Annotated in this window: 15 protein-coding genes; 7 read left to right on the forward strand and 8 right to left on the reverse strand. The window is 45.8% G+C overall.

From position 1 onward, the window contains the following. Nucleotides 1-37 precede the first annotated feature (37 nt). Nucleotides 38-1,960: a PAS domain S-box protein gene (locus ASG24_RS14400; protein WP_082488026.1), complete on the reverse strand. Its 1,923-nt coding sequence runs from the start codon at nt 1,958-1,960 to the stop codon at nt 38-40. A gap of 389 nt (nt 1,961-2,349) precedes the next feature. On the opposite strand from ASG24_RS14400, the gene ASG24_RS07410 reads away from it, so the two are divergent. The 4 genes from ASG24_RS07410 to ASG24_RS07425 all read left to right on the forward strand — a co-directional run bounded on the left by ASG24_RS07410 (nt 2,350) and on the right by ASG24_RS07425 (nt 8,537). Next, entirely contained in the window at nt 2,350-3,696 is a 1,347-nt protein-coding gene (locus ASG24_RS07410) for a diguanylate cyclase domain-containing protein (RefSeq protein WP_055869708.1), read from the forward strand. Nucleotides 3,697-3,805: 109 nt separating this feature from the next. Continuing rightward, nucleotides 3,806-4,564 (forward strand): hypothetical protein, encoded by a 759-nt coding sequence (locus tag ASG24_RS07415; protein ID WP_235562348.1) that lies wholly within the window; start codon nt 3,806-3,808, stop codon nt 4,562-4,564. A gap of 283 nt (nt 4,565-4,847) precedes the next feature. Continuing rightward, nucleotides 4,848-7,427, forward strand: a complete 2,580-nt coding sequence (locus ASG24_RS07420) for an EAL domain-containing protein (RefSeq protein WP_082488027.1) — start codon at nt 4,848-4,850, stop codon at nt 7,425-7,427. A 180-nt stretch (nt 7,428-7,607) separates the two neighbouring features. After that, nucleotides 7,608-8,537, forward strand: a complete 930-nt coding sequence (locus ASG24_RS07425) for a choice-of-anchor A family protein (protein WP_235562349.1) — start codon at nt 7,608-7,610, stop codon at nt 8,535-8,537. A 68-nt stretch (nt 8,538-8,605) separates the two neighbouring features. Here the strand turns inward: ASG24_RS07425 and ASG24_RS07430 are convergent, their stop codons facing one another. The 7 genes from ASG24_RS07430 to pip all read right to left on the reverse strand — a co-directional run bounded on the left by ASG24_RS07430 (nt 8,606) and on the right by pip (nt 18,503). Then, a complete protein-coding gene (locus tag ASG24_RS07430) occupies nt 8,606-10,078 on the reverse strand; it encodes a porin (protein WP_055869711.1) in 1,473 nt (490 codons plus the stop codon). A gap of 177 nt (nt 10,079-10,255) precedes the next feature. Beyond that, entirely contained in the window at nt 10,256-11,509 is a 1,254-nt protein-coding gene (locus tag ASG24_RS07435) for an OmpP1/FadL family transporter (RefSeq protein ID WP_055869714.1), read from the reverse strand. Between the two features lie 46 nt (nt 11,510-11,555). Continuing rightward, nucleotides 11,556-13,631: a bifunctional diguanylate cyclase/phosphodiesterase gene (locus tag ASG24_RS07440; RefSeq protein ID WP_055869716.1), complete on the reverse strand. Its 2,076-nt coding sequence runs from the start codon at nt 13,629-13,631 to the stop codon at nt 11,556-11,558. A 6-nt stretch (nt 13,632-13,637) separates the two neighbouring features. Continuing rightward, nucleotides 13,638-14,306, reverse strand: a complete 669-nt coding sequence (locus tag ASG24_RS07445; RefSeq protein ID WP_082488028.1) for a YfiR family protein — start codon at nt 14,304-14,306, stop codon at nt 13,638-13,640. Between the two features lie 217 nt (nt 14,307-14,523). Continuing rightward, nucleotides 14,524-16,029, reverse strand: coding sequence for a tetratricopeptide repeat protein (locus ASG24_RS07450; protein ID WP_055869719.1), 1,506 nt, complete (start codon nt 16,027-16,029; stop codon nt 14,524-14,526). Between the two features lie 119 nt (nt 16,030-16,148). Continuing rightward, the gene (locus ASG24_RS07455; protein ID WP_055869722.1) at nt 16,149-17,435 is read right to left on the reverse strand and encodes a YhjD/YihY/BrkB family envelope integrity protein; all 1,287 of its coding nucleotides are present in this window, start codon (nt 17,433-17,435) and stop codon (nt 16,149-16,151) included. A gap of 24 nt (nt 17,436-17,459) precedes the next feature. After that, a complete protein-coding gene (gene pip, locus ASG24_RS07460; RefSeq protein ID WP_055869725.1) occupies nt 17,460-18,503 on the reverse strand; it encodes a prolyl aminopeptidase in 1,044 nt (347 codons plus the stop codon). Nucleotides 18,504-18,823: 320 nt separating this feature from the next. Here pip and ASG24_RS07465 point away from each other — a divergent pair, with 320 nt between their 5' ends. The 3 genes from ASG24_RS07465 (at nt 18,824) to ASG24_RS07475 (ending at nt 22,516) form a co-directional block, all read left to right on the forward strand. Beyond that, complete coding sequence (locus ASG24_RS07465; protein WP_055828310.1) at nt 18,824-20,689, forward strand: PQQ-dependent dehydrogenase, methanol/ethanol family; 1,866 nt, start codon at nt 18,824-18,826, stop codon at nt 20,687-20,689. A 244-nt stretch (nt 20,690-20,933) separates the two neighbouring features. After that, complete coding sequence (locus ASG24_RS07470; protein ID WP_055869729.1) at nt 20,934-21,812, forward strand: quinoprotein dehydrogenase-associated putative ABC transporter substrate-binding protein; 879 nt, start codon at nt 20,934-20,936, stop codon at nt 21,810-21,812. Nucleotides 21,813-22,033: 221 nt separating this feature from the next. Further along, entirely contained in the window at nt 22,034-22,516 is a 483-nt protein-coding gene (locus ASG24_RS07475) for a cytochrome c (protein ID WP_055828306.1), read from the forward strand. Nucleotides 22,517-22,542: the final 26 nt, after the last annotated feature.

A 22,542-nucleotide genomic window follows, 5' to 3' on the forward strand; every position in this document is an offset into this window, starting at 1 on the left:
CAGCGCTCACATCTGGCCAGGCTTTTGCAAGTAGCCGCTAATCAATAATGACTGTGCCGTTTTTGCCATTCTTTTTGGCCGTGTACATGGCTTTATCAGCCCGTCTGATCAACTCCAGTGGCTCTATTTGTTGCGGTTGCATGCCGCCATAGTAGGCTATGCCTATACTTAGGGTGATATTGAGTTGCTGGTCACCTATCTGTACCGGCTCGGCAATCATTTTCTGGATATTGGCGGAAATCCTGTTGGTATCCTCTTTATTTTTAAGGTTTTCCAGCACAATCACAAACTCATCCCCCGCGTATCTGACCACAGTGTCAGAAGTCCTGGTGCATCGGTTGATGCGGTTAGCGACCTCCCGCAGGAGCTGGTCTCCAGCCTGATGGCCATGCGTGTCATTGATTAATTTAAAGCCATCCAGGTCGATAAATACCAGTGCCAGGTAAGTCTGGTGACTTTTAGCGTTTTGGAAAGCCACTGGCAACAACTCCTCCAGTATCCTGCGGTTAGCCAGCCCAGTGAGCGGATCGTTCCTGGCTTCACTTTTGAGCAGGTTTTCCAGCTGTTTGCGTTCTGTGATATCTCGTAAAAAAGAGGTGAACAACACCTGCCCATTAATTTCCAGCGCATTGACCTGCAGCTCAACCGGGATGCGTATACCATCTTTACGCAACGCTTCCAGCTCAATGCGGCTGCCGACTACTCTGGAGTTTTTTTCTTGCAGGTAGCGACTCATGCCAGACTGGTGGGCGTGCCTCAATTCGAGTGGAATAATCAGTTTCTCCAGTTTTTGTCCTATCGCTTCTTGTTCCAGCCAACCAAAGGTATGTTCTGCCTGTTTATTCCAGGCGGTGATGTATCCCTCTGCATCCATGCAGATATATGCCTCATTGGCATTGGTCAGAATGGTCCTGAGTTCAAGTTCTTTATTCTGTAGTTCCTGTTCAGATTTTGATTTTTCCTGATAGGCACGGGACAGTGATTGATTGACTTGCTTGAGTTCATCCGTACGTTGGCTGACTTTTTCTTCCAGTGTTTTCCTTAAGGCATCTAGCGCAAATTCGGTTTCTTTGGCCTCGTTGATATCATTGATGATGGCAATCAGGTAATCGATTTCATTGCGTTCTGTCATCTGTTTCGTGACTGTAAGCTCTACCCAGACGAGCGAACCATCTTTTCTGATATATCTTTTTTCCAGCTGGTAGCGGTCTATCTTATTTTCTAGCAACTGCTCCTGCAACTGCAACTCTTTGTGCAGATCTCCCGGGTACGTGATGTCCTGGAAAGTCAGGCCAAGCAGTTCATCCCTGGTGTAATCGACGATTTTGCAGAGCTCGTCATTCACCTGCAGCCATGGTCCTGAGGGTTTGACCAGGGCAATACCTGCGCCGGCATTTTCAAAGACACTCTGGAATTTACCCTGTGCATGATCAATCGTATCTTGTGCACTCAGCATGCGCTCGCGAAACTGGATCTCTTTGGTTGCCAGCTGGGCAAGATCACTTAATGCCTTCAATTCACTTGCGTTTGGGCGTTTAGGTTTACAGCCGATCACGCATAAGGTGCCAAGTGAATAACCTTGTATGCTCTTGATCGGGATCCCGGCATAAAAACGGATGTTGGGTGCATTGACTACTAAGGGGTTACTGAGGAATCTGGCATCGTTAGCCGCATCTTCAACGATCAATTCTGTGCCGCTGCTCACAGCATGGGTGCAAAAGGAAATGTCCCTGGGAGTTTCGGACAGTTCGATACCATGCTTGGATTTGAACCACTGCCGGTCTTCATCAATCAGCGAGATTACCGATATCTCGGTGCCAAGAATGGTGGACGCCACCCGCGTAATACAATCAAAAAATTCATCCGGGTCTGAATCGAGTAAACCTAATGACCTTAGTTTTTCCAGCCTCAGTTTTTCAATGCCTGTTTTTTCCGATGCAGTTTTTTCTTGTATGGACACAGTTTACTCCTGACGGGTGTCATGCAAACTATATAAAAATACGCCAAAAAAACATAGCCATAAATACTATAGTTTAATAGCGCTTTTCTTTGGTTTGTAATTTGGACTGATGATAGTCGGATTGGTTTTAATATTGCGAGAGATGATTGTCTTGGTTAAGCAAGTGTGATGAATGCATAAATGAAACTTGGTTTAAACACATATTTAAGTTTATACAGGGACATTAGGAATGGAGTAACTACAGATATTCATTAAAAACTGGCGAATTTATGTTTATCGTAGTAGCTAATTTAAAAATAAGCCTGTGATTACCGCGCTTTTGCGTAATAATAAAGATCCATTTTTTAGAATAAAATGGTTTCAGATCATTTTATTCGTGAAATAGAACAGTGTTTCGCAAACCTAATCAAACAGAGAAAAGCATTTGTGTCGGCTTGTTGGCAACGCTGCTGGCTTTTATGTTCTGGTATTTCTTGTTTGATTACCAGCGGCAAAAAGACGAAAGTGAAGCCTATCTTGAAGCAGCGGCTTACGGCAATGTGCTACGTTCCGAGATGGACCGTGAACTGAATTCTCTGCTGTTCATCTCGAATGGTTTATCCAGTTTTATCAAAGTCTACCGCAATCATCTTGAGACCGAAAAAGTACAAGCCATCCTGGCAGATCTATGGGCGCAAGCCCAGCATGTCAGGAATCTGGCAGTAGCAGTAGATTACAAGCTTACCTATGTCTATCCAGAAAAATCCAATGAGAAAATTTTAGGTATCGACTACCGTGATGTCGCTACGCAATGGCCTAAAGTCAAACTGGCGATAGACTCAAGGCAAGGTGTGCTTGATGGTCCGTTGGCGCTTATCCAGGGCGGCAGCGGCATGATTTACCGGTTTCCGATTTTTGTTGATGGCAAGTATTGGGGCATTATTTCTACGGTCATCGATACCAATGGATTTCTGGATGCAGCTTTCAAAAACAACCGCAGCAGCGAGTTTGAGTTTGCGATCAGAACCGCGGAAGACAAACATGTGTTTTATGGCGACCCCAGGCTGTTCAACCAAAAACATGCCTACATTCAGGAAAGCCGGGTACCTAACGGTAAATGGGAATGGGTAATTGAAAACAAGAAAATCCATAACTTGCATGACCGCAAGTTTGGGGTGTGGCTAAGTTTATTTTTCAGCGTGCTAGTAGGCCTGTTTGCTTACTTTTTTGCCAAGGAGCGCTATTACCTCTCTGAAGGTGCGCTGATGGATAGCCTCACCGGCCTGCCGAACCGTCGGTCGCTGGAAAACCGGCTTAATTATGTGCATTCGGAAGCCAAGCGCTTTAATAAAAGGTTTGGCCTGATAGCACTCGATGTCGATCACTTCAAAAGTATCAATGATAATTTTGGCCATGATGTCGGCGATGAAGTGATCAAAACAGTTGCTAACTTACTGAAAAGTAATATCCGCGATGTCGATACTGTCAGCCGGATTGGTGGCGATGAATTCGTGATTGTGGCCAGGGATCAGCACTCGGAAGATAGTCTGGTTAAAGTGGCAACCAAACTTTTAAGCGTGTTTAAAAAGCCTATGCATATTCACGGGCATGAGATTCCAGTGCATCTAAGTATTGGCTTGACCCTGTTTGAACCTACTTCAGAAGTGGCATTGAAACAGTTATTCAAGCAAGCAGATATTGCGCTTTACCAGGCCAAACAAAAAGGCCGCAACACTTACAGCTTCTGGCAAAAATAGCGATTGGCGCCAATTCTTATTGATCATGTAAATGAGTTCGACCATAAGCAATCGCTTTAAAACACAGAGGGCATGTTAGCATTCTATTTTTATTGATATAAATGCAATTATGAAATTAAGGCAAATTATTTTTTTGCTGGTTAATGGTTTTTTATTCTTTTCACTGCCGATTCAAGCCTCCGAAGAAACGCTTTTCCACGAAACTGATGCTGCCCACAGTGACAGGTTGCTGAAGATTCCGGAACCTATGGTCTATGACCTGGTTCGCCCTCTTGGCGTAAAGAAGGGCGATATGGAAATCAATGCGCTGGTAGATATCAATCAGCAAACGAATGATGCCAGTTGGGCGCCCGAAATTGAGTACGGCCTCGCAGATGACCTGGCAATCGAGCTTGAGTTACCGTTTGAGAATGCCAGTCATGAACGATATAAAGTAGCTATCCAGAAAACGCTGGGGATAGACCACTATTCAGGCACGGCAAATGGCTGGCAGGCATTTATTGACCTGGACAAACACACCAAAACCCTTTCCGGCGATGCGACCTATATTCATGCCATCAAATGGGCAGATCGCTGGTCTTCATTGAGCATGCTGGGGCTGCGAGTGAATGGTATCAACCGTAGCGCAAATATCGAATACCTGCTGAATAATACGGTTTTCTATGATGTTTCACCCCGGCTCACATTTGGTCTCGAGTTGAATCAGGAAGTAAGCACAGGCGGTTCTTGGCGATACCGGCTGACGCCACAATTACACTATGATATGAATCAGGAATATACCTTGCAGGCGGGTGTTGCGCACTCAACGATTAATGCTACCGGCAAAGCAGACAAGCTATGGAGCTTCAGGTTAATCAGAGTATTTTAGTGGCGTGACTGAAAAGAAATTTAGAGTACTGCACGAAATGCCGCTTTTTCAATAGCAATATTTGAAAAGTCGGATAGGGGATATGGAATATGTTCTTTATTCGTCGTCAGATGTATGATTTATGCCAACAGGAATATATTATAGATTGTCACCATTATTATTAATTTAATTGTATGGAAGATGGTATTAATTTTTCTTATCATTCATAATCGTTAAAAATCTTAATAACAGTTTCTTCATGTGACGAAAGATGAATTGATGTAAGTGGTCACTCCTATTCGCCATGTGGAAATTCATTCAATATTCAATCATCCTTGTCATAAGCCTGGCGGCCACTAGCCAGGCAATAGCCGCGCCTCCTAACGCCATCACTGTCATCAGTGATGACAATTACCCCCCTTATTTATTCAAAGACGACCGTGGAAATACGGTCGGCATACTCGCCGATTACTGGAAACTGTGGGAGAAAAAAACCGGCATCAGTGTCACGTTAATTTCAACCCGCTGGGAAATGGCTCAACAGCAATTGCTGAGTGGTCATGCCGATGTCATCGAGATGATTTATCGCAACCCCGAGCGTGAGGTGACTTATGCATTTTCAGCGCCTTATGCCACCTTGCCGATAGGCATTTATGCCCATGAAAGTATGACCGGTTTAATCTCTGCGGACTCATTGGCCGGTTTTACGGTTGGCGTGCAAAAAGGCGATGCCTGTATTTATAAATTGAAAGAGGCCGGGGTTAAATCTTTCCGGTTATATAACTCTTATGACGAGATTATCCAGGCGACCCTAAAGCAACAAGTCATGATCACTTGCATGGATGATTATCCTGCCCGCTATTATTTATACAAGCTCGGTGCGGAGACCAGTATTCTGCGTGCATTTACCATTTATCAGGGCCAGTTTCACCGCGCGGTAAAAAAAGAAAATGCACCGATACTGGCGCTGGTAGAACAGGGTGCTGCAAGCATCTCTGCGGATGAGATGGCGGCCATCGAATCCAAATGGAAAGGCCGTCATATACCGCGCAACGCTTATTCCAAACAGGCAATTGTGGCAGTGGCGCTTGTATTGGTGATCGCTGTCGTGTTGCTGCTGCTGATTTATACATTGCGCGTGGCAGTAAGACGCAAGACCGCAGAGATTCAAAGTAAAAGTGAAGAGATTGAAAACCAGCGCTTGCGGCTGACCCAGATTATTGATGCCACCAGGGCAGCTACCTGGGAGTGGAACTTGCAAACCAACGAGTGTCACTTTAATGCACGCTGGGCGGAAATTGTTGGCTATACCCTTGAAGAGTTGCAGCCACTCACGCTTGAAGTGGCTACGTCATTGATGCATCCGGATGATTTGCAAAACGCCATGCAATTGATTGATCGGCATCTAAATAATGAGATCGATTTTTATGAGTGCGATATCAGGATGCGCCATAAAGATGGCCACTGGATATGGGTTTCTGACCGCGGTAGCCTGATCTCACGCACACCAGCCGGTGAGCCGCTGGTGATGCACGGCACCCATTTTGATATTACTGAAAAGAAAGCGGCAGAAGAGGTTATCTGGCGTCAGGCAAATTATGACAGCCTGACACAATTACCTAACCGGCACTATTTCCAGCAGCGATTGGTAGAAGCGATTCAGGAAGCCACTGTAAAGCAACGCCGCTTAACTCTTTTGTTTCTTGATCTCGATCAATTTAAGGATATTAACGATACGCTGGGTCACCATACTGGCGATGAATTACTGATTGAAGTTGGCCGCCGCATTCAACACAACCTGCCCGATTCTGCAACCGTCGCCCGTTTGGGCGGCGATGAGTTTGCTGTGATTGTGCCGGAGGAAACCGGCGATTTGCAAACACTGTGTACCCAGCTGCTGCAGGATATTTCACATTCTTATATTCTGAGTGGCGAGCGCATATTCGTTACCGCAAGCATAGGCATCAGCCAGTTTCCGGACGATGCAGTGAATGCTGAGGAAATGATCAAGCATTCTGACCAGGCCATGTATGAAGCCAAAAGCCGCGGCCGGAACAATGTACGCTATTTCTCACTGGCAATCCGCGACGCACTAGCCCAGCGCACCTCGCTGGCCAGGGATTTACGAACTGCGGTTGAAAATAATGAGTTGCGTGATTATTACCAGCCAATTATTTGCATGCGCACCGGCAAAATCGTCAAAGCCGAGACATTGATGCGCTGGCAGCACCCTACACGCGGACTGATCAGCCCGACACTGTTTATTCCGGTCGCCGAAGAAACCGGCGAGATTAGCAGGATGGGTGACTGGATATTCAGGCAGGCTGCGCAAAATGCACTGAGATGGCAGTCACTGGCAGGCGACGAATTCGCCATTAGTGTCAACAAATCACCGATGCAGTTTATCGACCCCTCAACAATCAGTGACGATTGGATACAGCTTCTGCAAACCCTGGGTGTGGATGGCAAACGCATTGTTGTCGAAATCACTGAAGGGCTATTATTGGATCCTGATCCTATTGTAGAACAGCGCTTGCTGCATTTCCGGGACAAGGGCATCCAGGTCGCGATTGACGATTTTGGTACCGGTTATTCATCGCTGTCTTACCTGAGCAAGTTTGATATTGATTACCTTAAAATCGATCAGTCGTTCACCTCTAACCTGAACGAAGGCAATGAAAGTTATGTGCTCTGCGAAGCGATTATAGTCATGGCTCATAAGCTTGGGCTGAAAGTGATTGCTGAAGGGGTGGAGACAGCCATGCAGCGTGACTTGCTGCATGATATCCATTGTGATTTCGCCCAGGGATTTTTCTATTCACCGCCGATTCCGGCAGAGGCTTTCGAGCAGTTGCTAAAAGCAGAAGCCGTTAATTCCAATTAAGCTTATTAAACCCACCTAAGTTCAAAAAGGCGACTCAGGACAATTGTTATTGGGCGCTTGCGACAGCCTGCGGTAATGATCGCTACGTAAAATAAGTTAAAAACCCATGCTTAATGATTCATGATTCTTTAGTATGCCGGATTGCTTGCAATCACTTGAAGAAATCCACTGAAAAAGAATATGAAATTAATCGTAAAAAGCTTCATCATTACCGCAATGTCAATACAGGCATTGAGCGCATCTGCCAGTATTCTTGACCTGGGTGTCGCTGGAAAATTTAACCTGTTTGTGTTTGAAAATTTTAGCAGCAGTAATAGCGATGTTGAAGGTGCAGTAGCCGTTGGTGGCAACTTTAATGTTTCCAATTACGCGGTAAATGAGCTCAATAAGGCGGTTGCTGGCAATGCGTTGGTCGTCGCTAAAAATGTGACATTCAACAGTGGCAGCGTCAAGAACGGTAATATTGATACGGCCGGCGCTTCAAGCACTTCGAGCTTTGGCTTTACCGGGGCTTATACTAATAACAACCCTATCAATTTTGCCAATGAGCGCACCTACCTGCAAAATCTGTCAGTCAGTCTCAATGGCCTGGCCAATACCGGGTCTGCTACCTACGACTACTCTGGCATGCAATTAACCGCCAGCAATAGTACCGATGCACAGATTTTTGATATTGATGGCAGCTTTTTTAACTCCAGAAACAATACGACTTTTAGCGGTTTTTCCAACGGCCAAACCATCATCCTGAATATTTCCGGCACTAGCCTGAAATTTGATGGTGGCACGGGCACCGATTTTGGCAAATATGGTTTCAATGTCATTTATAACTTCTACCAGGCAACTGAATTAAATACCGGCTCTGGCGCGACAGGCAGCATACTTGCGCCGCTGGCAGATATTACCGGTGGCTACACTGCAATCAACGGTAACGTGATTGGCAAAAGCTGGAACACCAATACACAAGTCAATGTGAACGGCATGTTTAAAGCGACTGAAGTTGCAGGGCTGACGGTTATGCCCGTACCTGAGCCAGAGTCCTATGTGATGTTATTGGCAGGATTGGCTGTGGTTGGTATGTTCACGCGCAAGCGTGCTTCTAATAAATCCTGATAGCCATCACCTGACGGACATAAAAAAGACTCAAGCTTTGCTTGAGTCTTTTTGTTTCTGGCGCCGTTTTAAAACTTGAGGCGCAGACCTGCACCTACGCTGTTGACATCACGGTAGGTGGTGGCGCTCGGGTATTTGTCACCTGAGAAGTGGTTGGTGGTGTAAGCCACATACGTATCAAAGCGTTTGTTGAACCGGTAGTCAGCCATCGCAGTCCAGGTGTCGATTTTGCCCTGCGAGTTAGTTGAAATCGTCGGTCCGTCAATGGCATCTGCTTTGGTTTCATAGAAACCGATAGAGGTTGTCAGGCCGGCCAGTGCAGGCATACGTTGCGCAAAGTCAAAATTGGCACCCAGGTAATACACATGGTTATCCTGTTTAAAACCTGGACGTAATGAGGAGGTGGCAACGCCGCCAAATACGGTTTGATCATACAGGTTGTGATAACTGATGCTAGGCGTTGATGATGGTTTTAACTGATACCACTCCATACCGCCGATGATTTTCAGGTCTTTGGTGGGTGACCATCTGCCGGTCAGCAATGCGGCTTCAGTGTTAAGCAGGGCTACGGCAATGGTGTCATTCGCTAAAGGATTACCAGGCGCTGCTGTGCCGGACCTTACCGAGTCGAAAAACTTATCATAGGCAAACTGGACGCCGAACGCACTGCTTTCGTAGCCTAGTTGCGTGGTAAAGCCGTTGCCGTGCGAGGTGCCTGCCGAGTTTCCGAACTGGTTGATCACTGCATAATTGATTTTGTCATGATCTTCCAACTCATACACGTTGGCGTATTTGATAGAGTTTTTCATACGCGAGTTTTCTGAGACACCACCGCCACCGCCAACGGTACCACTTTCACCCAATGGTGAAAAACTGTCTGCTTTGCCGTTTGGGTCATAAGTGACTGTAATTTCAAAGAACGGGTTGTACTGGGTACCATAGGTCAGTTTACCCAATGAACCACCGTCTATCCCTGCCCAGGCTTGGCGGGTGAACAGTTCACCGTTCATGGATGAGTTGGTGCTGACGCTGGAGTTGGCATTAGTACCAGAGTTGTCTGCCAATGTTTGTGCAGCATCGTGCAGTTTCATATCCAGCGTATTAAAACCGGCTTCAAATTGATAGATGAATTTAAAGTCATGATCCCATGCTTGCAGTTTGGCGACTTCACCCTTAAAGCCAAGGCGTGAGCCTTGCCAGCCACCATTCACCCAGTTGGTTCTTGAAGTGGTTCTGGGCGTCTTTTTTGCACCCGCATAAGGATAAAAGTTATTCGCTAATTCGTAGCTTTCAGGTAAAGAATGGTTGATATGGGTCAGGCCAATATCAACCAGGCCATATACCTGGAAATAAGAGGGGTGGTCACCGAGGTCAAAATTAATCCTGAACGGATTATCGTCATTCATAAAACGTGTCAGGAATGAAGGTGATTCTTGTGAAACTGTCGTAGGCTGGTCTGCGGGGCTTAGTGCCTCGGCGGCAAATGCCTGGTGTATGGCAAGTGGCAGTAATGCGAATGTGAAAAAATGCTTGATGGTCATCCATTATCCTTGAGAGCGATGTTGCGGGTTATTGCAAAGCAGCAATTCTCGGTTTTGTGCGTGAATGTTAGATGACAGCAGGCTTACATCAACCTGACAAGTTGAAGTGGGCGCTGCAAGGGAAAGAAAAAGCCGTGCTTTTCAAAAGCACAGCTTGTGTAAACAGCAGTGGGTAAGCTAGAAATTATAGGCGAATTGCAGGCTTAAGATATCAGCGCTGCCGTCATATTTACCTGCGATCAACCCTCTTGTGGGACGCTGATCATCGTTAATTCGCGCATCTTTGATAAACAGATGTGTGTAGCCTATATCCAGTTTGGTCTGGGGACTATATTGCCAGCTTGCGCCTAGAGAAAGCCAGATACGGTCATTGCCCGGAATGCGTGCGGTGCGGTGCTCATTATCAATCGCTTCATCATCATAAGCCAGGCCGGTGCGCAGTTTAACCGTGTCTGAGTAGAGGTAATTCAAGCCAACTGAGTAGCGCAATACGTTGTTCCAATGTTCGGTGATGGCGGGGCCTACTGTGGTATTGCTCCCATTTTCACGCACGATTTTCAGTTCTTTAAACTGGCTCCAGCGCGTCCAGGTGATATCAGTCAGCAATTCCCATTTATCGTTCAAATGGCTAAACGCACTAAAAGAAAATGTTTCAGGCAATGTGAGGTCTGCGGAGATATCGGTATTAAGCGTCAGCGTCGGACTGGCGCTGGTGGCAGTAGATGGTGAACGTACATCGCCTTTCAAATGCTGCTCAACTTTTGAACGGTAAGCTACCCCGAAACGGGTGTCAGGTGTGGCCTGGTAAATCGCGCCCAGATTATAGCCAAAGCCCCAGTCGTCGCCTTTGTTTTTAACCGTCGTGACGCCTGCCGGACCAAGATTGGCTGCGCTAGTCAGTTCAGCCTCTGCCCACATGGCTGAAATACCGAAGCCAAGCGACCATTGGTCATTTACTTTCCAGGCCAGTGACGGGTTTATATTGATGGTTTTGAGCTCGGACTTCACTGCCTGGAAACGTCCAAGCCAGTTTCTGTCATATTCAGTTTTTAAGCCAAACGGTGTGCCCACCCCAATGCCGAATTTAAGTTGTTCGGTCAGGTCTTGTTTGTAGTAGATGTTGGGTAAAAAAGCCCAGCTACCGAAATCCCCGCCTTCATTGACAGCGACTGAACTTCCTTGATTGTGAAAGTCACCCGAGGTTTTAATCGTATGCAAGGCACCGACCAGCTGACTGCCCTGAATATAGGTCATACCGGCCGGATTGAAATAGATAGTGCTGGCATCTTCAGCAACAGCTGCGGCGCCTGCGTAAGCATTACCCATGCCGCTACCACTTTGTTCGGATAGGGCAAAGCCAGCTGCATGGCTTGTAAGTTGATGAGCCGATAATAAAATGCCAACCATCAATGGCGATGAAAAGCGTGACATGAAACCCCCTAAAGCTAGTATGTATTTTTAATTCTCAACAACGATATTATGTTTCTTGCTGAACGGCTTTGCGGAAACTGGCCGGAATACTTTCTGGAAACTCAGCCATGAACGCTGTGGTTTGGCTGGCAGAGAGTGCGGCACTAAATAAATAGCCTTGTACGTGATGGCAGAGCTTGTATTGCAGGTATTCAAACTGGATGGCGCTTTCTACGCCTTCGGCCACCACTTTCAGATTCAGGCTGACAGCCAGTGCCACCAGAGCATCTACAATCGCAATATCCACTTTGTCATGCGGGATGCCGCTGGTAAATTGTTTGTCAATTTTGAGAATATCTACTGGCAGCTGTTTCAGGTAATTCATTGAGGAGTGGCCGATACCAAAGTCATCAATGGCAATGCCTATGCCTAATTGCTTGAGTGCATAGAGGATATGTTTGGCCGCTTCAATGTTACGCATCACCATTGATTCGGTGATTTCCAGATTAAGGGTGCGTGGCGCGATATGATAATGCTCCAGTGCGTGGCGGATAGTCCCTGACAAACTGTCATCATCCAATTGGCGGGATGAAATATTGACGTTCATGAACAGCTCTTTATCGAACATTTGTTGCCACATTGCCAGCTGCCTTAATGACTGGTGAATGACCCAGGCGCCAATGCTCATGATCAGTCCTGAGCCTTCAGCCAAATGGATGAACTGGTCTGGTGCCAGCAAGCCCCTGGTCGGGTGACGCCATCTGAGCAGTGCTTCAAAGCCTATGGTTTTCAGGTGCTGGGTATGAATGATGGGTTGGTAGAACAGCTCCAGTTCCTGGTTTTGCAGGGAAAAATGCAGTTCCTCACGGAGTGTGCGCAGCTCGGAAGTATTGGTTTCATCTTCATCGCTGTAAAAACGGTAAGTATTGCGGCCAGCGTCTTTGGCCTGGTAGAGCGCTATGTCAGCATTTTTCATCACTTCAGTTTTAGAGTCAAAACCAGGCCTTAAGGTGGCAACGCCTATACTTACGCCTATGTGAATTTCGTGGTCATCGACAATGAAGGGCGTCGAAATATTCTGGATTACCCGTTTACAGACTTGTTCTATGGTGGTGCGTTTAGGTGCATCAAGAATGACCGCGAACTCGTCACCACCCAGCCTGAAAATGGCATCCTCCTGTGACATATTGCCACGCAGCCTGTGAGCAACCTGTTGCAATAGTTTGTCGCCTGTATTATGGCCAAAAGTATCATTGACGATTTTGAAACGGTCCAGATCCAGCAGCAGCAGGTAAATGTGTTTGCGCTCATCAATCGGGCTGGTGATTTTTTTGGTGATGATTTCTTCAAACGCATGGCGATTAAGCAGCAGGGTGCCTTTATCGTAGTGCGCCAAAAACTGCAGTTTTTCTTCGATCTCCTTGCGGTGATCCAACTCTTTCTGCAATTGCGCATCGCGCTGGCTAATACTTTCGAGCATATTGTTAATATCTTTGCCCAACAGGCCAATTTCATCATTGCTGTTGGTGTAGATGCGCTGCTCGTAATGATGATTTTGAGTAATGTTACTAACGAAGGTTTGCAGATTGTGAATCGGGCCGACGATGTAGCGATTTAAACGCCACATGACGAAATAACCGAATAGCGCAGCAGCAATCGCGGCAATGGTATTCGACCAGGCGAAGCCAATCAGCATATCGACAATCTGCTCTTGCTTGATAATGGCGCGTAACGTACCGACGGCTTTCTCATTGACGATAATAGGTGCAGTGAGCTCCATGTCGCCAAAAAAAGGATATAACCATTGCCAGGCGGAAGTGATAGGGGCATGCAGCGGATGCAGGCTTTCCAGCGTTTGCTGCTGCTGGTTCAGGACCACGATGGTGCGGATATTCTCGTTGTCTGACAGCGGTTCAAGCGTTTTTGCTGCCGAACTCAATTCATCAAACATGACTGCCGGGCCAATCGAGGTGGCAACCACATTCATTTGCACCAGAATGTTTTGAATCAAATGCGTGCGGAGGTCGTGGTAATGATTGCCCAGGGCGAATATGCTAAAAACCAACAGCATGCTCAACGTCATTGCCAGTTCGGTCAGCAGTAATTTCTCGGCAATTTTCAGGTTACGGAACAGTCTTAACATACACAATTAATCGTTAATAATATTAGTGGCCAGTTTCAACAGCCGTGCATCGAACATAATTCCCGCCTGTTTTGCCGGTTGTATCCGCAAATCAAACTGGTAACGCTTATCCTGGGCACTAATTACCACATGGCTATAATCGGCAAACTTATTCCCAGTGTGCACGACCGTGAGCACCACGTCTTTTTGGATGGACTGTTGTAATTCAAGCGGCTTTTGAACAACAAAGTCTTGAATATACAGCAGATTGCAGCGTTTAACGTCAGCGATTGTTTTAAGCGGAAGCAAAGAGACCTGCAAGTTCTGTAACTTTTGCGATTGTAAAGTGCTTGATTGCAGGTAGCCGATATCCTCTTCGAAAGCGCATATATTATAAGCATCCTGCAATGTGCGATTGGGTGTCTGGCTAAGGAGGGCGAAGTTATAAATCAGTTCACTGGTGATTTCGCGCATGTCTTGCGGCGCAGAGGCCGCCCAGCTTACGCTGGCTGTTGCAAGGCCTAGTGTGAAAAGTAACCAGATGCGAAGAACACTTATGTGACGGGCAAGGGAATTGCCAATGCGGACGTTTACCCGGCTGCATGCTTCCAATTCTTCGAGGCGGGATTCAACGCTGGGAGTCAGTGAAATCACAAGGTTCAATGGTTGCGTCTTCCTGCAAAAGGTTGGTTTCATTTCCAGGCTGAACTCCCATGTGATGTTATCGGCGAGAGCTATTGACCATACACTTAAGAAAACATGCAGACAATCAGCACTTAATAGGAAACATCATACCTTGTGGCACAAAATCTACAATCCAAAAAACTGATAAATTCTGTATGCATTTGATAAGCAACTTATTGAATACTGGCTAAAAGCCGGGGAATGGATGTTGATGTAAGGTATACCGAAGTCAGTATTGACTGCGGGCGGTTTGCAGAACTGTTGCGGGTTTTAGGTCAAAGGCTACGCAGATGCGCTGTGCGTCTGCATTGAATGGAATGGTTCTGTGAAACAGGGAAGAAGGAAACAGGACAATATCGCCCACACTGGGCTTAATGAAATTGGTCGGGAAATTGTCGTGTAGTTTCGGGTAACCGTCCCCATGCGTGCCATATTCAAAAGCGCCTTCTTTGGGATCGTCTGTTTCGGGCATTGCAAGGTAAACTGCGCCACTGATCCAGCCAATTTCGTGGATATGCGCATCCAGGTGTCCGCCTTTTTGCATGTTGACATACCACGAGCTGGTAAATTCCAGTGTCTCGGGGAAATGCGTGATGAGGGCGCAGTCAGCTTTTTGAAATTTTTGCTGATAGTGACTAAATTCGCGTTTAACCAGATCACCTAAAGTCCGAAAGGCCGGTTCCGGGCGTTTGAAAAGATTGCCCGCTGATTGCTTGCCATTGGTTAAACGAGCTTGTTTGCGTTCGGCGATATCAGTCTGTGCAATATTGTCCAGCAGTTCTGCCAGCAACGGGCTGCCAGGCGCCAGTTCTGGAATTGAACGGTGGTAGACAAATTCAAACCCATTAGGACAAAACTGGTAAGGGTCTGCCTCGCCATGATTAATACTGTAGTGCGTGGACAAAGTAGCCATAAATGGGGCAGTGTGCGGCCCTTGTTGAATGACTTCATCACGCAACTGTTTAAATGCATCAAATTTTTCTGCCCGGTACAGGCAATACATCACACGGGATTGCCAGTCATCGAGGCGGGAGCGCTCAAAGTAAGGAATCGCTTCCTCAAAACGCTTGGCCAGATAAAGAAATTCACCCATATTATAATTGGCGCCGGCATGGTCAGGATTGCGCTGCAAAGCTTGTTGGTAATATTGCACCGCCTTGCCCATGTCGCCCTGGTCACGCCAGGTTTCCCCGAGATTGTTATAGGCATCCGTGTAATTGGGGAATAGTGCAATAGCACGCTCGTAACTGCCAACCGCTTCTTTTAACTGGCCCTTGTCACGTTGAGCGGTTGCCAGGTTGAAATGTCCGCGCGCATCCTGTGGTTGAATACGCAAGCCGGTTTGATAACAGCTAATCGCTTCATCGAGGCGGCCTTGCTTCTGTAACAAGGTGCCCAGATTGCCGTGCGCCTCAAAAAAAGATGGGTTGAGCGAAATGGCTTTGCGATAGGCTTGTTCTGCCTCTGTCGGCTGATCAAGCTGGGTTAAGACAATGGCATAGTTAAACCAAAGCTCAACGTGATTGGGCTGCAGTTTGAGCGCCTGCGCATATGCCTGTTTAGCCTCTGCATATTGCTGGCCCTGATCCAATGCCAATGCGAGCAGATGGTGCAATACAAACTCACGTGGATATTGTGCAGCCAACTGCCTGGCGCGATTTGCTACTTGGGCAAACTGGCTGGCATTCAGCTGTTGTATCAGCGCATTTATTTCCTGGGGAAGCGAAAGTGCCATTATGCAAAATTCCTAAGATAGTTACAATTTTGTAACATATCTTACAATTCTGCAATCTTTTAGCTAGCTAAAATTACCAATCCGAATGGCTGGTGTATAAAAAATAGATCTGAAAGAATCTAGGGGGTAGTGGCGTTTATTTGCGCATGATTCGATAGCTGTTTTAACAAGCGCACCGCAATTTTCGGTTCTTCCTGTAACAGATCTTCAATGGACTCTGCATAAATCTCAATTATTGACGCTTCTTCGGAAACAACAACGGCGCTGGCAGTTACCGGCTGGGCAGAAAACAAGGCAATGTCGCCAAAAAAATCACCATATTGCAAAATGCGGATGGTTTTTTCCGAATTATCCGCTTGGCGTTGAACCAGGTGCAGCGTACCCTCAACCACCATATAGTAATGATGATTTGTTTCACCCTGGTTAAACACGCAACTGCCTTGTGAGTAAGTTTTACCGTATTTATGCATTAATGTTTGCAGGTAATGTTGTTGATTAGGATGGTCATCAAATAACCCTTTCAGCAGCAGCACATCTTTTTGCCTGAGCGTTACCATCAGCTCGAAACCGATCAGGAAAATAGCAAAGTTCAGGTAAAGCCAGCTGATGGACACAAACATGGCTTTCATGCTGCCAAAAACAGCACCGAAGTTCTTGTTAACACTAAGAAATAAACCGAATGCTGGCCGCATGAGCAACCATAATCCGGCAGTCAAGAACGCTGATATCAGCAAGTGGCGCCATTGGACATGTAACGGGCAGAATGTCCGGTAAAACCCGGCAATCAACACCGTGGTCAATAATAAGGAAAGCATGCCACCCACAAAGTTGATGAATGCAGAGGGTAGATGCACCGCAAGAAACACAATGACCGACTCCAGCACAAACCCAGCTGCCGTAAACAGGAAAAAAACCAGCAACACACCCAATACAGCCAGTACATCACGGATTTTTTTGTTCCAGAACGACGGCACATCATGGCGGCTGGCAATCAGGTAAAAGCTGGATCGCATATTGGCCGCCAGCGGCGTGATGGTCCATAGCAGAATAAAGAAACCGACTGCGCCCCATGCTGCTTTGGTCTGCGTGTTGTTATAGACTTCAATCATGATGCGCTGGCTGAATTCCGGTAACAAATTGCTGGTGAGTATGGCCAGTTTAACAATCGCATAATCAGATGAGTACACCATATGGCTGATTAAAAAGAAGATAAGAATAATCAGCGGTATCAGTGCAAACAGTGCATAGAACGACAGTGCGGCCGAAAGGCCCATCAATCTATGTTTACTCACTCCTTGCAAGGTGGTTTTGATGACGAATAGTGGAGTGGAGTAAATGTAAGGTAAAAAATATTGCTTAAGTGCCAGCCACTGACTTTTGGCACGTTTTGCAATGGCTTTAAACATTAATTGGGTCCGTTAGATCAGTAGTTATAAAGGCGTCAGTGATTTGAACTGCTCGGTCGCAGCCAGCAATGCCTGGCAAGTGCCGGTCTCCATGGCGGAGTGGCCGGCATCAGGCACCATTACGAGTTTCGCCTGCGGCATGACATGGGAAAGCTCCCAGGCCGTTTGCGGTGGGCACACCATGTCGTAGCGGCCTTGTACGATAATGGTTGGTATATTTTGCAATGTCTTGGCTGCCGATTGAAGTAATTGATCGCCATCAACAAAACATAAATGCCGGATATAGTGAATCTGTACGCGTGCGCGTGCCAACTCGACTACACCATCTACAGACTGATTACCCTGACTGGGACTATCTTTAATTGAATCAGTTTGTTCCGAACTGTCTGCAATGGAGATCCCAGGTGTTGGACTGTTTTGTTTCGGAATTTCCTGTTTAGGGACCAGGCTCATAATGCTGGCTTCAAAAGCATTCCAGCGAATCGCTGCCGGTATGCTAATGGAGATATCAGCGTGAAATACCAGACCTGCGTAGTATTCCAGGATATTTTCCTGCTGGTCTCCAGGGACGTCTTGCAACAGGGTTTGCCAGGCTTCAGGGAAAAATAGCGCAACATTGCCCAGAAACCATTCGATTTCCTTTGGCCTGCTTAAAAATATACCTCTCAGCGTCAGGCTGATAATATTTTCAGCGTGCTTGATAGCATAAGCCAGCGCCAGTGTGCTTCCCCATGAACCGCCAAATACATGCCATTGCCTGATATTCAAGTGATTGCGAATGATTTCAATATCAGCAACCAGTGCCTGGGTGGTATTTTCTACGGTTTCGCCAGCAGGCTGGCTGCGGCCACAACCGCGTTGATCAAATAAGATGATGCGGTAATAAGCCGGGTCAAAAAATCGTCGCTGTGCCGGGTTACATCCGCTGCCTGGCCCACCATGCAAAAAAATAACCGGGACGCCGTCCGGGTTGCCGCATTGCTCAACATAAATAGAATGTATATCGCTAACTTTTAAAAGCTCACGGTAGAAAGGGGTGCATTCCGGGTAAAGACTTAAAAGATTCATCTTGCTTGGTTTTCTCAACTGTTTAATTAACTATATGATTTATTGAATATTTTTTCACAGAGATTTTAGTTGGAAAAAATAACAAAATCAAAGCTGAAAAAAGTGTAACCAATTTGTAACTAAAGTGTTGCAATTGAAAACAAATTGTTCTATATTGCAATCCTCACATGCGGCAAAGTGTGAATTTCTACAGTAAGTCGGGAATTTTTCCCTAGCCGAGAATGTGTAAAGTATGCGAACAATTTAGTATGCCAATCCTAGTGGATGCAAGTTGAGCGTGTACCTATATTAAACCCTTAGTTTCAACTTTGGAGATCAATATGCAAGTTAACAAAATCAAACTGGCTTTGGGCCTGGTAGCAGCATTGCCAATGGTCGCATTTGCCGCTGCAGACCAAGAAGCTGCAATGAAAGATTCAAACAACTGGACACACCCACGCGGTAACTATTCTAATCAAGGTTACAGCAACCTGTCACAAGTTAACAAAGGTAACGTAAAAAACCTGAAAGCAGCTTGGACATTTGCAACTGGTGTTAACCGTGGTCACGAAGGTTCACCAGTAGTTGTTGGTAACATGATGTATGTTCACACAGCTTTCCCAAACAACGTATACGCTCTGGATTTGAACGATAACCAAAAAATCGTTTGGTCCTATTTCCCAAAACAAGACCCAAGCGTTCAAGCAGTTTTGTGCTGTGACAACGTTTCTCGTGGTCTGGGCTACGGCGACGGTAAAATCTTCCTGCAACAAAACGACGGCGTTTTGATTGCTTTGGATGCAAAAACAGGTGCTAAAGTTTGGGATGTTAAAAACACCGATCCAAAAGTAGGTGCTACTAACACTAACGCTCCACACGTTTACAAAGACAAAGTATTGACCGGTTGTTCAGGTGCTGAATTCGGCGTACGTTGCTTTATCGCTGCATACAACATCAAAGACGGTTCTTTGGCATGGAAAGCTTACTCATCAGGTCCTGACGCTGAGTCATTGATCGGTGCTGACTTCAACAAAGAAAACCCACAATACAGCGCTCTGTCTGTATACCAAGATGTTAATGGTGGTAACAAAGAAGGCGGTTCTTTCAAAAAACTTCCTAACGACCAACTGAAAACAGGCGAAAAAGAACTGGGTACACGTACTTGGTTGAAACCACAGGCTGTTAAAGACGGCTGGCAACATGGTGGTGGTTCAGTATGGGGCTGGTGGCCATATGATCCAAAAACAAACCTGGTTTACTACGGTACTGGTAACCCTTCAGTTTGGAACCCAGATGTACGTCCAGGCGACAACAAATGGTCTATGACAATTTTTGCTCGTGATTTAGACACTGGTGTGGCTAAATGGGGTATGCAAATGACTCCGCACGATGAGTGGGACTACGATGGTATTAACGAAGTAATCCTGTTCGACAAAGGTGGCAAAACATACGCATGGCACCATGACCGCAACGGTTTCCTGTACACATGGCAAGCTGGTAACGGTACATTAGTTGCTGCTGAAAAAGTTCACCCATTCGTGAACTGGGCTACTGATGTTGACCTGAAAACAGGCGTACCAAGCAAATTGGCTACTGCTTCTACTCACCAAGACTACAACGCTAAGGGTGTTTGCCCAGCTGCTTTAGGTACTAAAGACCAACAGCCAGCTGCTTACTCTCCAAAAACAGGCTTGATGTACACACCATTGAACCACGTGTGTATGACATACGAGCCAGTTGAGTCTAAATATGTTGCAGGTCAACCATGGGTTGGTGCGACATTGACTATGTTTGCTGGTCCTGACGGCGTAATGGGTGGCTTCGGCGCTTATGATCCAATGACCAACAAAAAAGTTTGGTACAACAAAGAGAAGTTCTCTGCTTGGGGCGGTGCTCTGACAACATCTACAAATATCGTGTTCTACGGTACTTTGGATCGTTGGTTCAAAGCGGTTGATGCTCAAAACGGTAAAGAACTGTGGAAATTCCAAGTAGGTTCAGGTGTAATCGGTAACGCATTCACCTACGGTCACAAAGGTAAACAATACGTTGGCGTACTGTCCGGTATCGGCGGTTGGGCTGGTGTTGCGATGAACCTTGGTATGACTAACGACACCGACGCACTGGGTGCTGCTGGTGGCTACAAAGAGTTGACAAAATACAACGCTGCTCCTGGTGGCGGTGCATTGAATGTATTCTCACTGTAATTTGAAATTTATTTCAAGTTAACTTAAGAAATACGTTGACTCCTTAAACACCCTGCTTCGGCAGGGTGTTTTTTTTCATGAAATTCATGATTAGTAATAACAAAAGAAATTAAAGTAAGTTTTGGCTACAAATAGGAACTTATTCAAGATAAGATGATGCCTCTTGTCGTACGTTAGCAGAACTTTTGAGCTCAAAAAATACTCCAAAGGCGACAGGTGAAATTACAACAAGGATGAAATCAAGATGAAAATGACATGGAAGTTATTGGGTGCGATTGGATTGTTATGGGCAACACAGGCAACAGTATTAGCTGAGGAAATAGAGATTCCTTCTATCAACCCTGATGAAGGACGTATCGGAGAAGTGCGCCGGGTAGCTGATGAATCAGAGTTTAAGGTGTGTTCTGATCCTGACAATATGCCTTACTCCAATATCAAGTTGGAAGGCTTTGAAGACAAAATTGCAAAAGTGTTGGCGGACGATCTTGGTAAAAAGCTGACTTTCCAGTATGCCTATAACCGTCAGGGCTTTTTGCGCAATACGATTAATGCAATGCGATGTGATGTCATTATCGGTATGACTTCAGATTTTGATGGCCTGCGCACATCCAAACCTTATTACCGTTCCGGCCATGTCTTTGTATGGCGTAAAAACAGCAACTACGATATCACCAATTGGGATTCCCCGGATCTTAAAAAAGGCATAATTGGTATTGTTGGTCAAAGTCCTGCGACTATTCCTTTAAATGATCACAACTTGATGACCAATGCACGTCCATATCGTTTGCAGCGCGATTTGAACCTGCCAACCAGCTTTATGATTGATGATTTGGTAGCAGGCAAAATTGATGTGGCCATTATGTGGGGCCCGATTGCTGGTTATTATGCAAAGCAATCTAAAGAGCCTTTGGAAATCCGCATGATTCCTGAGTACAACAAAGTTAATTTAAAAGGTAAGGAATACTGGAATATCTCTGTTGCGGTCAGAATGAAAGACAAGGACCGCATCAAAATGATCAATGAATCGCTTGAGCGTAACAAGGATAAGATTGATGCAATCCTGAAAGATTATGGAATTCCAACCGTACCGGTAGTTGAAGGTGACAGTGTGTACAAAAAATAACACTGAATTGAAAAAATATTATAAACAGGCCTCGATTAATGACAATGGAAAAAAAACCCAGTAAAATCGACCACTTGTTTTGAAATGGCCACGTGAAAGATTCTGAATATAATTCGGAAATATTCGTCAACCGTTTCTGAAACGATTCGTTAAATGAGCATGCGTTAATTATTTGGTTATCTAATTAACGCCGCTCATTTTGTTTAGGATTAGGAGACAACATGTTAGGCAACAAAATTAAATCAGCTGTAATGATTTCTCTGTTGGCATTTGCAACAGGCGCCGTGGCTGATATAACTTTTTCGGCTACTCAAGACGGATCTACCATCAATATTGATAAAGCCATGTTTGATACCGATGCAGCCAAAGAGTTTTTGGCGACAGGTAAAAACCCATATATCGGCAACGAAGCTGCCATCAAAGCGGGTAAAAAGAAATTTAACCTGTATTCATGTGTAGCCTGTCACGGTGGTAAAGGTGAAGGCGCAGTTGGTCCTGGTTTGATCGGTGCTAACTTCCGTTACGCTAAAGATGCTACTAACAAAGGCATGTTTGAAACCATCTGGCACGGTACTAATGGTGGTATGGGCGCTAAAGGCTATGGCCTGATGGCTCCAGATGATGGCTTGAAACCAGATGAAGTGCTGCAAGTGATTGCTTTCATCCGTAGCAACAGCGTTGTTAAAGCTACTGGTAACGAATAATAATTAATACCAACTTAAAACGGTCA

Origin of the sequence: Methylophilus sp. Leaf414, from assembly GCF_001425425.1 — a bacterium.
Classification (GTDB): domain Bacteria; phylum Pseudomonadota; class Gammaproteobacteria; order Burkholderiales; family Methylophilaceae; genus Methylophilus.